At 68.1% G+C, this 13,778-nt stretch carries 12 protein-coding genes and 1 pseudogene; 5 read left to right on the top strand and 8 right to left on the bottom strand.

Annotated features, from left to right (window positions below):
• Positions 1 to 537: 537 nt before the first annotated feature.
• The 3 genes from CP983_RS43695 to CP983_RS43685 all read right to left on the bottom strand — a co-directional run bounded on the left by CP983_RS43695 (position 538) and on the right by CP983_RS43685 (position 4,093).
• Positions 538 to 1,113, bottom strand: coding sequence for a transcriptional regulator (locus CP983_RS43695; RefSeq protein ID WP_150506246.1), 576 nt, complete (start codon positions 1,111 to 1,113; stop codon positions 538 to 540).
• Between the two features lie 358 nt (positions 1,114 to 1,471).
• Positions 1,472 to 2,584 carry an ABC transporter substrate-binding protein gene (locus CP983_RS43690; RefSeq protein ID WP_150506244.1) on the bottom strand — a complete coding sequence of 371 codons (1,113 nt, stop codon included), beginning with the start codon at positions 2,582 to 2,584 and terminating at the stop codon, positions 1,472 to 1,474.
• 843 nt (positions 2,585 to 3,427) lie between these two features.
• Complete coding sequence (locus CP983_RS43685) at positions 3,428 to 4,093, bottom strand: DUF4097 family beta strand repeat-containing protein (protein ID WP_150506242.1); 666 nt, start codon at positions 4,091 to 4,093, stop codon at positions 3,428 to 3,430.
• A 238-nt stretch (positions 4,094 to 4,331) separates the two neighbouring features.
• On the opposite strand from CP983_RS43685, the gene CP983_RS43680 reads away from it, so the two are divergent.
• Together CP983_RS43680 and CP983_RS43675 are read left to right on the top strand one after the other, a co-directional pair.
• On the top strand, positions 4,332 to 5,084 hold the full coding sequence (locus tag CP983_RS43680; RefSeq protein WP_150506240.1) for a helix-turn-helix domain-containing protein: 753 nt from the start codon (positions 4,332 to 4,334) through the stop codon (positions 5,082 to 5,084).
• A gap of 189 nt (positions 5,085 to 5,273) precedes the next feature.
• Positions 5,274 to 5,838, top strand: a pseudogene (locus CP983_RS43675) (GNAT family N-acetyltransferase).
• Between the two features lie 238 nt (positions 5,839 to 6,076).
• Here the strand turns inward: CP983_RS43675 and CP983_RS43670 are convergent.
• The 5 genes from CP983_RS43670 to CP983_RS43645 all read right to left on the bottom strand — a co-directional run bounded on the left by CP983_RS43670 (position 6,077) and on the right by CP983_RS43645 (position 9,561).
• A complete protein-coding gene (locus CP983_RS43670) occupies positions 6,077 to 6,337 on the bottom strand; it encodes a hypothetical protein (RefSeq protein ID WP_150506238.1) in 261 nt (86 codons plus the stop codon).
• 1,153 nt (positions 6,338 to 7,490) lie between these two features.
• Entirely contained in the window at positions 7,491 to 7,991 is a 501-nt protein-coding gene (locus CP983_RS43660; protein WP_150506236.1) for a hypothetical protein, read from the bottom strand.
• 318 nt (positions 7,992 to 8,309) lie between these two features.
• Entirely contained in the window at positions 8,310 to 8,759 is a 450-nt protein-coding gene (locus tag CP983_RS43655) for an SRPBCC family protein (RefSeq protein ID WP_244364970.1), read from the bottom strand.
• A complete protein-coding gene (locus CP983_RS43650) occupies positions 8,756 to 9,106 on the bottom strand; it encodes an ArsR/SmtB family transcription factor (RefSeq protein WP_150506232.1) in 351 nt (116 codons plus the stop codon). Before CP983_RS43650 ends, CP983_RS43655 begins: the two co-directional genes overlap by 4 nt.
• Positions 9,103 to 9,561: an SRPBCC family protein gene (locus tag CP983_RS43645; RefSeq protein WP_107908974.1), complete on the bottom strand. Its 459-nt coding sequence runs from the start codon at positions 9,559 to 9,561 to the stop codon at positions 9,103 to 9,105. Before CP983_RS43645 ends, CP983_RS43650 begins: the two co-directional genes overlap by 4 nt.
• 270 nt (positions 9,562 to 9,831) lie before the next feature.
• On the opposite strand from CP983_RS43645, the gene CP983_RS43640 reads away from it, so the two are divergent.
• From CP983_RS43640 to CP983_RS43630, 3 genes are all read left to right on the top strand, one after another.
• Entirely contained in the window at positions 9,832 to 10,878 is a 1,047-nt protein-coding gene (locus CP983_RS43640; RefSeq protein WP_229915122.1) for a M4 family metallopeptidase, read from the top strand.
• A 508-nt stretch (positions 10,879 to 11,386) separates the two neighbouring features.
• On the top strand, positions 11,387 to 12,226 hold the full coding sequence (locus CP983_RS43635) for a DUF899 family protein (protein ID WP_150506228.1): 840 nt from the start codon (positions 11,387 to 11,389) through the stop codon (positions 12,224 to 12,226).
• A 567-nt stretch (positions 12,227 to 12,793) separates the two neighbouring features.
• Entirely contained in the window at positions 12,794 to 13,729 is a 936-nt protein-coding gene (locus CP983_RS43630) for an SDR family NAD(P)-dependent oxidoreductase (protein ID WP_150506226.1), read from the top strand.
• The last annotated feature ends 49 nt before the right edge of the window (positions 13,730 to 13,778 follow it).

Below are 13,778 nucleotides of genomic sequence, written 5' to 3'. Positions count from 1 at the left end.
GCGCGGTCTGCTCCGCAGACACGACGCGCCGTCGCTACGCGACGGCAACTCCCCTGCTCCGCAGGGAAGTTGACTGATCGTCACTCCGTGACGATCAGTTGAATTGCTCCGCAATTCAACGCAGTAATTCGCTCCGCGAATTACTGAAAAGCGCAGCTGCGTGGGCGGGGCTGCAGCGAATCGGCCGCCAATAAAAGTAAACTGACTTGCTTTCAGAAAAGTTAGATTCACTGTTCTCGAATTTCTCAATTCTCGTGCCCGGCATACAGCCTGTCGGCCTGGATAGTATGTTTGCATCCACATGTCGCGCTTCGGCTTTGCCGGCTTCGGCTCACGTGGCGTACAACTCCAGCGGCGTGGCTGCGTCGAGCACTAGGCTGCCGGAACGGGTCAGTGCCTGAGAGGACCATAACGCTGCCGGCGATCAATAACCCGGCTCGTTCCCTCACAGAGTTCTGCAGACTCTGCCTGTGCGCGGCACGGGAGTTGCTGAAGCTGGGTCGGCTGTGCCTGGCAGGGTGGGGCAAGCGCTGGTTGTCAGGCTGCGAATCCGATGTTGGTGACGTATTCGTATTCGCCCCATTCGCTGCCCAGGTCCACGGTCGCGTCGTTGATCCAGGCGTCATCGAGTGCGGCGTCGTTGTTGGCGGCCCATGCTTCGATGATGCGGTTCCACTGGCGGACGTTGAGGGTGCGGTATTGGATTGGGCGTTGGCGGGGGCGGGGCACCTGGCTTTGGTTGAGGGGGTGGAATTCGACGCGGGTGCCGCGGCCGTCTCGGTTGAGGCGGGCGAGGAGGTATCGGGCGACGTTGTGGCGGCGGACCGTGCGGTAGGCGGTTTCGATGTTTTGGAGGTTCTTCTTGGAGGGTTTGCGTTTGCCGTCGAGCCAGGCTTTGAGGGTGCGGTCGGTGACTGTGAGGCCGGCGTCGCGGGCTGCTTGGCGGGCGTGGTCGGTGCGGGTGAGGTAGTGCAGTCGGGCCAGTAGTCCGCGGCGTTGGGTGATCGGGGTGGCGATGAAGTTGGCGAGTGCGTCGAGTTGGCGGGCTACGGCTTCGTGTCCTTTAATTCCGCGGGCGCCGTATTTGCCGAAATCGATATTCCTCTCCGGCATGTTCGTCTCCTAGCCCTGCGGTTCATGGATGGGGGGTATATAGCTGTCAATTCAACTCAGGTCAATAATACAGGACTTCCTTGTGGAAATGTGGCGGTCCTGAGGGTCGAGTTGTCTTGTCGGGAATGTGATGGCGGATGAGTAGGTCGACGTGACGCAGCAACATGTCGGATGGTTCCAAGCGGTAATAAGAGGCGAAGGAATCTGATTGTTGGTGAGTTCGACGGCGATGTGCTGTCGTGTGATGGTCTGAGAATGTAATCGGGGCCCGCTGCGGTGCGGAGGGCTTGTATTGACGAGTGGTCAGGTGGGCAGCCTGGGGTTCGGGCCGGTCTGGCGGGAGGGTCTTTGTGTTGGCTCAGCCCGTGTGAAGGATCCGGAAGTGGTCGGGTTTCGCTGGATCTCGGTCGACGATCTGGATGGGTGGCCGGGTCCATTGCCAGACGCTGTTGCCTGGTGTGCGGGAGAACTGGATTTGTCCGCGGGTGCCTTCGACTGAGATGTGGGGCCAGGGTGGGGTGGTGCGGGGCCGGTTCGTGCTGTGGGGGCGCAGCAGTTGGGCGAGGACGGTGATCGTGTCGTATCCCTCGTAGGCGACGAAGGAGGGTGCCTGGGCGAGGTGTTCGCGCAGGGTTTTCTCGGCTCGTGTTCCGAGGGGGGTGAGGTGTTCGGGCAGGTAGCGCAGGAAGGGGATCGCGGCGCCGTCGTCGCCCAGCTGGGTTGTCCATGCGGTGAATTCGGGTTGTCCGGCCGGAGCGCCGATCAGGATGTGGGAGAGGCGTGGGTCGGCGCGGACGGCTTTGACGATGGGCACGGCCGGCTCTGGGTGGCCGACCAGGAGGAGGAGTGCGGTTGCGTGGCGGTCGGCGAGTGCGTCGCATAGCGCAGTGGGGGTGAGTGTGCGCATGTCGAGTTCGGTGACGCTGGCGCCGTGTTGTGTGAGGTGGTCGCGCAGGATGCGGGTTCCGGAGGCCCAGTAGAGGCTCGGTTCGGCTGCTACGGCGATGTGGGTGTGGCCTGCGCCCAGGAGGAAGTCTGCGTAGGTCTGCCAGCCTCGGGATTGTGGCGGGGAGAGGCGTGCGACCCATTCGGTCGGTTGGTCGGTGAGTGTGTCGAGGACTGCTGACGAGCAGAGGTACGGCAGGCCGAGGGCGTCGGCTCTGGTGGCGCCGGCGCGGGCGGCGACGCTGTGGTATTCCCCTGCCAGGGCGGTTACGCCCAGGTGATCCAGTTCGTCGACGGCGGCTGCGGCTCTGTGTGGGTCGGCTGCGGTGTCTCGGACGATGAGTTCGAGCGGTTTTCCGGCGATGCCGCCGGTGTTGTTGATGTCGCGTGCGGCCAGTTCGAGTCCGGCGAGCAGGTGCCTGCCTGCTTCGGTCCAGCCGGGCCGGGTGAGCGGAACGAGAGCGCCGATCTGGATGGATGGTTCGTCAGTCGGGTTTGCTGGCAGGGGTGTTGGTGGTGTGGTCATGTGTGGGCGTCTCCCGTGCGATGGGTTGGTTGTGGTGTGGCCGGGTCGCTGAGGGGAGGGGGCCGGTGGGGTGCGTTCGTTGCGTCTCGCCGTGGTGGGTGTGCCTGGGTGACCATGGCGGTCATTGCATCTAGCGGTGTCGCTGGTGGGCAACCGGTTATGTGTCTGCGGTTCGCGCTGGGCTGCCGGCGGTGGGAGGTCGAGCTCGTGCAGCCCGGTGAGCATGGGAGTTTCGGTGGTGGGGCGTGTTCAGGGTGCGGTTGAGGTCATGGTCGGCCGGTCCTGTGTGTGGTGGTAATTGGTGTGCAGGCGCGGCTCGCTGGCAGTGCGTGGGGCTGCGCCTGGCCGTGGTCGTGTGTGTGGATGTCGGTGTGCGGGTCGGCGGCTTGGAGGTTGGGCTGCGGTTCGCTTCGGTTTCGGGCGGCGGGCCTGGTCGTCCGGGGGTGACGTGCCGCCCGGGGGTGCCCTGTCCGGTGGTGGCTCATCGCTGGGCGGTCAGCGCTTCTGCGTGGCGGCCCGGCGAATGGGTGGACATGGGGATACCCCCGGGGCCGTGGGTGGCGGGGTTGGGGCCAGGGTGGTCAGGGCTTGATCGTCGAACGGCCCTCGGTCGGGGTTGGCTTCGAGTTGATCGGAGCGGCGCTGTTTGTTGTGAGCCCTCTTGGGACGTGTGAGGTGTCCTGTATGGGTGTCTGGGCGTGCTGGCGTAGGAGAGTGCTGGTGCTTGGGGGTTGGGGGGTGGTGGTCGGGTTGTCGGTCGGTTCGGTGACGGCCCGACTGTTTCGGTCGTGGTGGGCCCCGCCGGGTGGTCGTATCGGTGCGGGGCTGTGGGCGGCATGGCGGTTAGAGGCTGTGGGCGGTGATGTCGCCGTGGGTGGTGGTGGCGCGGATGTGGAGTGCGGGGGTGCCGTCGTTCTTCAGGGTGTTGTTGATGCGGCCGTAGCCGGTGCTGGCGTCCAGGGTGGCTGAGGTGCCGGTGGCGGCGCCGAGGGTGATGTCGCCGGACTGGGTGCGCAGGTCGAGGGTGCCGGTTACGGCTTCGGTGATGCGTATGGTGCCTCGTGCGGTGGTGATGTGTGCGGGGCCGGTGAGGCGGCCGATCTCGATGTCGCTGTCGGTTGCGGTGAGGCGGACGCCGGTGGCTTCGTCGATCTTGGTGTGGCGGTAGGCGCCGTCGAAGGTGATGTCGCCGAGGCGGCCCACGCCGCGGAGTTCGGTGGCGGCGGTCTTTGCCTCGATGTGGGAGCCGGCGGGCAGTTGGATGGTGATTTCCACGGATCCGGGATGGCCGAGGAGTTGGTGGTCGGGCTCGGGGGTGTGGATGTGCAGGGTGCCGTCGGTGTAGGTGATTTCGGTCTGTTCGGCGGTCTTGGTGTCGCGGTTCTTGGTGGGGTTGGCGGGGCGGATCTCGACGGTTGTGTCGGTGCGGTCGGCGGCGATGATCTGGACGCGTCCGGCGGGGATGTTCAGGACGGCGGAGATCGGGGCGGGGGTGTGGAACTTCTGCATGGTGTTCTCCTGCGCTCGCTCGTTGTTTCTGACATGAGAAACGCTACGTTGCTTTCCATGGGGCGGCAACGAGCTTGTTGCGTTGAATCGGTGTAATTGCTGGTGAGCACAGTATTTTCGTTGCACCATGTGTCGAGGTAACGCAACGTCAGCTATTGCTATCATTGCAATGAGTGGCGGGTGAACGCTATTGTGAGCGTGGCCAGGACCGCCACGACAGATCAGCAGGGAGACCGTGATGCCGGGAGGCAGGCTCACTCAGTCCGAACGCCGGCAGATCGCGCTGGGGCTGGCCGACAGCCTCGCCTACGCCGAGATCGCGCGGCGCCTTCAGCGTCCGACCTCAACCATCACGCGTGAGGTGATGCGCAACGGCGGCCCGAGCGCCTACCGTGCCGACCTCGCCCACCGTGCCACCGAGCAGCGTGCCCGCCGGCGCGGGCCCGCCGCCTCCCGGGGACCGCAGCCGCTCCCCCAGCCGCACGGACGCGACGCCGACGCCGTGGCCGCGTACGAGGAGACGCTCACGACCGTCCTGATGGGCTCGGGCCTGCCGAAGATGACGGCCCGGGTGCTGACATGCCTGTTCACCACCGACGCGGGCAGCCTCACCGCGTCCCAGCTCGCGGCGCACCTGAATGTCAGCCCCGCCTCCATCTCCAAGGCCATCGCCTTCCTGGAAGGCCAGAGCCTCGTCCGCAGGGAGCGCGACGAACGGCGCCGCGACCGCTACATCGTCGACGACGAGCTCTTCTACCAGGCCACCCTCGCCAGCGCCCGGGCCAACGACCAGCTCGTCGCCACCGCACGCCAGGGTGTCACCGTCCTCGGCCCTCACACCCCCGCCGCCGCCCGGCTGGAGAACATCGCCCGCTTCCTCGACTACATCAGCGACAGCATCACCCGCGCCGCCGAGCAGGCCCGCCAGGTCCTGCACACCACACCCCGGCCCCCTGCCGACCGCACCACCCAGCCGCACCCGCACGACTGACCCGCCCTCAACCAGGGGACGGCCGGGAGCCGCAACGGGCCCCTTCGGTTCCCGGCTGTCCGCGGCTCCTCCGGGCGGCGCCTCTCACACGGCATCCGTCCCGCAACCGGTGCGGTACGACGGCGCGTTCACGTCCGCGCGCTGCCGGGTTCCGGATCACTCTCGCGGGGGTGCGATAGGTTGCCCGCCATGACTGAACCCGTGCCCGTCGCCTGGCCGCCCGCGCCGATCAGGACCGAGCGGCTCGTGCTCCGCGGGTCCGAAGCCGGGGACCGCGCGGCGTTCATCGACCTGTTCGCCTCACCGGAGGTCGGCACCTACATCGGTGGGCCCCGGCCGCGGGAGGAACTCGAGGGCGCGGTCCCTGAAGTGCCCGGACAGCGCCCGGGTCTTTTCGTGGCCATTCTCGACGGAGCGATGATCGGCATGGTCACGCTCGACCGGCGCGATGCAGGCCGTCCCGGTCACGGCCGGCCGGGCGGCAAGGTGGTGGGGGCCGCCGGGCTTGATGCCGGGGAGGCCGACCTCGGTTACATGTTCCTGCCGCACGTGTGGGGGTGCGGGTACGCCGCCGAGGCGTGCGCGGCCGCCCTCGGCTGGTTCGCCGGCGCGTTTCCCGGTGAGCCGGTGGTGCTCTGCACCCAGACCGCCAACGACCGTGCGATGCGCCTCGCGGCGAAGCGCGGAACGGTTCGAGGAGTACGGCGCCCAGCAGTGGCTCGGCGTGCGGCGCTCCATCCAGGCGTCCGGTTGAGCCCGGCTGCTTCTGCCGGAGCGTCCGACGGCGGTCCTAGTGTGTGTCGTGTCCGGGTGAAGGCGTCGTACCGGGCAATGGCCCAACGCGGCCGGAAAGGCCGCTGGTTGGGGAATCGGAGGGCGGCAGGGCGGCTGTGATCTCCGCCGGCCGCCCCGCGCCCGGTGCCCGGGAAGGCCCCTGCCCCGTACCCGGATGCTCTGGGTACGGGGCAGAAGGCAAAGGCGCAGTACAGCCGTCAGCCGAGGTCGAAATCAGACCCGCCCTCGCCGAAACCGGATGCGTCCTGACCGGAACCGGACGCCTCCTGCCCCATGCCGGATGCATCCTGGCCGGAGCCGAACGCACCCTGGTCGAACTCGGGCGCAGCCGGGGCGGTGCTGCCGAAATCGGCCCCGGCACTGCCCATGTCGTCATCGTCGGCGAGGGCCTGGCCCGCGCCGCCGAACAAAACGGTCCCGGCGAGAGCGACGGCAGCCAGCACAGCTCGTGCACGCATGAACGTCTCCTTCGGTCGTTGTCAGTTCGCCACAGGTATGCCGCCGGCCCGCACCCCAAAAGCCCCAGCGCGCAGACAAGCACCCGAACAGCGGGCGCAGATGGCGCCACCCGCACCAGAGCCCTCACCCAGCCGTGACCGGCGCGACTGACACCACGTCAGACAACCAGCGAAACTCTCCCCTTGAGACACCGCCCCCGGGCAAGGATGCGCAGAGGGCGGCGGGCGGCGGGCGATGCACGCAAGCAGCACCGGCGCCAGAATCCCGAGGCCTCGGCTTGTCCTTCAGCCTTCGCCCAGGTCGTACGGCGGCGACGGCTGACGACGGACGGCGTCCACACCGGCTGACGATCCGCGAGAGCACGCGCGCGTCCCGTCGGCCCGTACGGTCCGCAGACCATGACCTCGTCGCTCCGGCGCACCCTCGGCCCGCGTCCCGCTCCCCGCATCCGCCCGCACCTGACGGAGCAGAATCACAACACGCGCAGCCTCCAACGCGGCCGAGGGACCCTACTACCCCGCTCCTCCCCTTTCCCTGCGCGCGCCAGCCGTGCAAGGCCGGCACCCCGGTTGACCTCGCGCACCGGCACGCATGAAGGAAGATCACCACTCTGAACAGGTGCTCTCCTACGACGAGTTGACCTCACCCGAGCGTGCGCTGTGGGACGCGTTCCCCGCCGGCCGCAGGGTGGACCTGCGTCCGGATACGCCCGAGGAGGACCGGGTCGCCGACGGCGCACAGTGGGGACCCGAGCGGACGGTGCGCGCGGCGGTGGTCTGCGCGCTGCTGCCGGGCGCGAACAGCGGCCAGCCCGGTGCGGTGGCGCAGCTGCGGCTGACCGGGGCGCGGATCCGCGGACATCTGGACCTGGCCGGAACACACGTCGCCCACCCCCTCCGGCTGGAGACATGCGCTGTTCGCTGGCCGAGGCCTGCGATGGGGAACCCCCAGCCCACGAGCAGATGGCCACCTCGCGCCGGAGGGCCGGTAACTGTGATCAGCCAAATGCCCAGCCTTGCCCTCTCAAGGCAGGGCATCCACGATCAATCACGGGTGGGGTCGCAGCACGACGGGAGACCGGCCGATAAGTCGAGGGACCTCTTGTCCCTGCGGCGAGCCGCCGCGCGCCCTTGTTTCCTGCGGTCGGCCCCGTCAGCTCTCTCCTTCGATGCGGGGGCGCAGGGTCACGCGATAGTTCTCCCCGCCGTAGAGGGACTCGTAGCGGATCTCCAGCTGCAGGCGTCGAGTCATCAGATCCAGGAACTCGGCATGGGCCTCCGGCTCGTACGGGTCCACGCTCAGCAGAAAGCCCTCGTAGCCAGTAGCGATGGTGTGCGTCTCGGTAAACGTCACGGCATACGGCCGTACGACAAGGCCGGCACGTGCCCTGTCCGCGCCGGCCTTGTTCCACGCACCGATCACATGGCCGTCGAGCGTCAGGGTGCTGCTGACCACCACGGCCGGGCCGAGACCGGAGTTGATGAGTTTGATCCCCGCTTTCTGCCCGTTGGACATCCCCCGCTGCAGTTGGAGTATGGGCCGTACCGAGTGGCGGTTGTGCTGCCGGGTCGCGCGTGCCTCGTAGACCGAGACGGCGAGCGAGGCCACAGCAATCACCACAGCACACGCCGCGACGACCGACTCCGAGTCCATCTCCTGACGCCCCCTTCTCCGACTCACCCTGCCTGGAATGCCCGAGCGGGGAAACACCCATGCACGCCTGCGCCGGAGAGACGGACGGTTCGGCCAACCCGTCGAATGATGTACTCCTGGCAGGCGGCTGGGGCCGATATCGGTTGTCGGCGCTGACTTCGTGACCACTCGCCATCAGGGGACCCTGTGGATCTTGACCGCCCAGCGGTCACAGGCGCTCATTCGGCAGTCTTTCTGTCACCAGAAACGAAGATCGGGAGCTTGTGGTTCTCCGCAGCGCTTCTTTACGCCGCCACGGTGCGGTACCCCTCTCCCCTGTCAGTGCCAGTCGCTGATTCGGACGTCGTCGGGGGCCGGCCTGCCGTGTCCGGATTCCACGTACTCCTTGAGGCTCATCAGGAAGGTCGCCCACTTCGTGCTGCAGTGGTGCATGAACTCGACCGGCTCGCGCCAGCCTTCGTGCCTGAAGAGGACGATCGTGTAGTCCTCGCGACGGCTCAGGCTCCAGTCGATCTCGGTGCCGATCCACTCCTCGGGGCCCTCCGTGACGCGCCACCGCACCCGGCCGGCCGGGTCGAGTTCCAGGATCTCCATGTCGAAGCCACCGACGTCACCGAACCGGAACGCCAGCGTGCCCCCGACCTTGCTCTTGCCGGTGGTGTCGGTCGTCCACCAGCCGGCGATGCCTTCGGGCGTTGCGATGGCCCGGTAGACGTCGTCCAGCGGCGCGACGGCGCCGATCCGGTGCAGGATGTCGACCATGGTCATGCTCCTTCGGTGTGGTTGCGGCTTTGTGCGATCGCCTCAGCGATGGTTTTGATCCGGTGCAGTCTGGCGTCCCAGGCAGCTCCGACCGTGGCCAGTTGCGCGGCGGCGCGGGCGAGCTGCGCCTGGTCGATCCGGTAGTGACGCTCGCGGCCCGCCGGCTCCGCGCGGATCAGTCCGACGCGGTCGAGAACGGCGAGGTGTTTCGACACCGCTTGGCGCGTGAGCGGGAGTCCCGCGCTCAGTGAGGTGGCCGTGCCGGTTCCGGACGCGAGGAGGAGATCGATGAGTGTGCGCCGGGTCGGGTCACCGATCGCCGACCACAGCTCGTCGTCTTCGGTGGTGCTCATGGGGTCGACACCAGCCGTGTGATGTAGGCGCCCAGCCTGGGCAGGTAGCGGTCCCAGCCACTCGTGTGGTCGCGGTACTGCTCCTCGAGGGCCGCGATCTCCCAGCCCATCTCGCGGAACCCGGTCTCGGTCATCCGCACCAGGGTCCCCTGGTCCCTCGCCGTCAGATCGAAGGTGACCAGCAGCGAGTGCCCGTCGCGGTCGGCGCCGGAATAGCACCACCTGAAGGAGAACCGCGACGGCGGGTCGACCTCGACGACGGTGAGCGCGACCGTCATCGTCTCGCCGGTCGCATCGTCGCGCCAGAAGAGCTCACCGGGCGCCCCTGCCACGGGTTCGAACCTGGCCTCGTCCGGCCACCACTCCCGCATGTGTTCCGGGCGGCTGATGACCTCGTAGACCACCTCGGGTGGCGCGTCGACGTGGATGTCGCGCTCGATGCTGCCGTACTCCATGACCCAACCCTTCCGCAACCTTTGGTTGCATGTCAGCGTACGCCGCAGGACACCGATGCGCAACAAAAGGTTGCGGATCGCCGGGTGTCCGACCTCGGCCGTAACGGCGCACGACGGGCAGCCGGCTGCGGTTCAGTGCATACACCCCGGCCCGAGACGACCGCGCCAGGACCACCGCTTGCCATGGACCTGGTCAAACACGGGGTCGGTGCGCGAAGATCGCGCCCGCACCCGCGCCACTTGCACGCCATCCGCAACGGGAGGATGCACATGGCTCACCGCACACCCCGCGGTCTGCTCGCCATAGCCACCGCCACCGTGGCCCTGATCGTCACGAACGGCTCGGCCTCCGCCACGGGCACCGCCCCCACCCTGGCCGGCCCGCAGGCCCGGGTCTTCATGGTCAACCCGGTTCAGTCCTCGGGCGATCAGTTGCTCACCGACGGCAAAGACGCTGCCGCCGCGGTCCCCGCCACCGCCTACGCCACCGTCGCGCTGCGCAACCTGGACGCCAGCGGTGGGCTCTCCGGCCGCTGGGCCTCCATCCGCTCCGACACCGGCGCCTCCGCGCGGATCGCCGACGCCACCTCCTACGACCGGCACGACGACCAGTTCGAACAGGTCATGGCGTACTTCTGGGTCAACGAAGCCCAGGAGTACCTGCAGGGCCTCGGCTTCGGCAGCGAGCTGCCCGGCGCCAACAACCGCGTGCAGCCGGTTCGCATCAACCAGTGGGGCGCCGACAACTCCTTCTTCACCGACAAGAAGGCCGAGATCCGCTTCGGCAAAGGAGGCGTGGACGACGCCGAGGACGCCGAAGTCGTCGTACACGAGTACGGCCATGCCGTACACCACGCCCAGGTGCCCGGCTTCGGCAGCTCCGTGGAGGCCGGCTCCATCGGCGAGGCCTTCGGCGACTACCTGGCCGTCGCCGTCGGCGAACACGCCGCCGCACGCTACGACTGGCCTCTCAAGGCCGACGTCGCCTGTGTCGCCGACTGGGACTCCGTCACCTACAGCGACGCCCCGCACTGTCTGCGCCGGATCGACTCCGACAAAACGTACGCGGACCGGGTCGGCGAGGTCCACGCCGACGGCGAGATCTGGTCGCGTGCGCTCCTCGACATCCGCACCGCCCTCGGCCCCCGCATCGCCGACCGGATCATCGTCAACGCCCAATTCGGCTTCTCCCCCGACACCAGCTTCACGGCTGCCGCGCAAACCACGGTCGCAACAGCGCAGAAGATGTACGGCAAGGGCGCGGCAGACGCGGTCCGCACCGCGTTCCAGGCCCGAGCGATCCCCGGCCCCGCCTGACACGCGGGCCTCATCTGACGCGCGACGTCCCGGAGGCGGCCGGTCCACTGCCACCCGGACGGCGGCCGTCCCGGCCGTGGCCGAACAAAACGGTCGTGGGGAGTGATAGAGGCGTGTTGGGGCGTGCGGTGCATGGATTCCGCAGGGAACCCTTACGCCGAGGTCAGCGACACGCCAAACCCCGCCGGAAGACGACCGGCAGCCGAGGGGCAGCCGAGGGGCACACATCGTGGTACCTGGTGCCGCATCAGGCAACGTAGGCCTCCGCCTCAAGACTTGTGGTCTCCTCTGGTCCCTCGGGCCGCCCGACGCGTCTCGGCTTCTCGTATTTCGCGCCAGCCCGCACCGCGGGACCAGCGGGCGTTGGTACGCCGGCCCACCCAGCGGTCGCTGGCATGTTCGGAGACGATAGAGCCAGGTCGGATTGCGCATGACGGTGGTCCTGACCTGCGACTACGTTGCTGAGGAATGGTCCGTAGTCGCAACTGAGCGATCCCGGGAGCCTCCGATGTCCGAGAACTCGAGCAGGGCGCAACCGCCGGTCGTCGACCGCGCGACCTTCGAGCAGCAGCTGGAAGGGCTGCGGGCGAGGGAGAAGGCCCACACCCGTGAAGGCGACGCGATCGCCGCATCACGCCGCAGGCTCCCGATGGTCGAGGCGGCCGCGGACAGCCCGTTGCTGGGGCCGGACGGCCCCATGACGCTCCTGGATGCGTTCGAAGGGCGACGTCAGATGATCGCCTACTACTTCATGTGGTGGCCCGGTCGGCCAGCCGCTGAACAGTGTGAAGGCTGTACCTGGGTGATGAGCCACGTGGCCGAGCTGGCTTATCTGCACTCCCGCGACATCACCTTCGCCGTGTTCTGTCAGGGGCGGAACACGGCCTACGGCTTCGGGGACGCGCAGACGTCGTACGAGGAGAGCCTGCGCTACCGCGCCTTCATGGGCTGGGCGATGCCGTGGTATTCCGCCCAGCCCTCGCTCGAGTCGCTTCTTGCCGGCCGGGAGCTCGGCTTGTTCCACCTGGTGTGCTACCTGCGCGACGGCGACCGCGTCTTCGAGACGTTCTGGACCAAACGTCGCGGGGCCGAGGCAGTGGACTACAGCTACGCGCTCATGGATCTCACGGTGTTCGGACGTCAGGAGGACTGGGAGGACTCACCGGCAGGCTGGCCACGCCTCGGGCAGGCCACACGGACCCTGGGCGGGGCACCCGACTGGCCGCCGCTGCCGGAGTGGCCGGGTGGACGTCCCACAGCACAATGGCCGCGCGTCGACGCCGACCACTCCGATGACCTGGGCACCACCGGCACCGGCCCGGCGACCGAGCCCGATCACTGCCACTGACCGCGTGACACGTGATCAGGCAGCAGCCACCTCCTCGCATCCGACCGGAGCCCCGTTCTCATGCCGCGCGCATCCCGGCTGAAACCACCACCCGCACAGGAGACGGGCGGCTCCGGAAGTCATCGCGGGCCGCTCCAAGACGAGCCGGGACGAACTGGTCAACGCGCCCTCTCCCAGATCGGCGGGCGCAAGAAACGGCGACTGACCCCGCCTCGGCGACATCCAGACGTGAAAGCCCAGCTCAGAGCCCGGTGATCGATCTACGCCGACGCCGATCGTCTCCGGACGAGCCCCAGGACTTCCCTCCACATCGCAGCCGGCACCTCGGCGTCCCTCCCCAAGCGGGCTCTCGGCATCGACCAGCCAGAAAACCGTGGCACCGGCCGCTGCCTGCCTGACGCCGCACGGCAGGCCACTCCGTCCTACACCGCCTGCCTTCAGCTCCGACCTCAACGTACATGATGTCTGAACACACTGTATGGTTACTCGCGCGAAGGTCCTCCGGCAGCAGCCCGTCGGACACCAACGCCCGACAACCAGCCACCCCTTCAAGGCAGGACACAGGCCATGACGCTGACCACCACTCCGTTCGGGATGCGTGCCACCGCCGCGGAGGTCCTCGACGGCCTCGATCTGAGCGGACGCCGGATGATCGTCACCGGCGGGTCCTCCGGACTCGGCGTCGAAACGGTGCGCGCACTCGCCGGCGCCGGAGCGCAGGTGACCATAGCCACGCGCAACCCCGAGGACGCCAAGCCGCTGCTCGACGAATTCCCGCAGACCCGCGCGGTCGCGCTCGACCTGGCCGACCTGGATTCCGTCCGCGGCTTCTGCGACGCCTGGAGCGGACCGGTCGACGCCGTCATCGCCAACGCCGGCGTGATGATGCTCCCCGCCCGGCAGGTCACCGCACAGGGCTGGGAGATGCAGCTCGCCACCAACTACCTCGGCCACTTCGCCCTGGCCCAGGGCCTGCACACCGCCCTGCGCGAAGCCGAGAACCCGCGCGTCGTCGCAGTCAGCTCCGGCGCACAGCTGCGCGCGGGATTCGACTTCGACGACCCGCAGTTCGAACGGCACCCCTACGACCCGTTCCTCGCCTACGCACAGTCGAAAACCGCCGACGTACTGCTCGCCGTCGGCATCAGCCGCCGATGGGCCAAGGACGGCATCACCGCCAACGCCTGCGCCCCCGGCTGGATCCACACCAACCTGGCACGCCACCTCGACAAGGCCACCCTGCAGTCCCTCGGCGCCATGGACCCGGACGGCAACCTCATCACCCCCGACTACTACAAGACCCCCGCACAGGGCGCCGCCACCACCGTGCTCCTGGCCGCATCCCCCCTCCTCCACGGCGTCACCGGACGCTACTTCGAGGACAACCAGGAATCCGAAACCGTCGACGGCGGCCCCGACGTCATGGCCGGCGTCGCCACCTGGGCACTCGACCCCGCCACCGCCGACCGGCTGTGGGACTACGCTCTGCCCGTCATACGCTGATCCACCGCTCCCGCAGACCGCACCCCACGAGCCGTGGACCGGACACGAA

Source organism: Streptomyces chartreusis (assembly GCF_008704715.1).
Taxonomy (GTDB): Bacteria; Actinomycetota; Actinomycetes; order Streptomycetales; family Streptomycetaceae; genus Streptomyces; species Streptomyces chartreusis.
The sequence above is the reverse complement of the archived record's forward strand: the minus strand, read 5'-3'. Positions and strand labels throughout refer to the sequence as shown.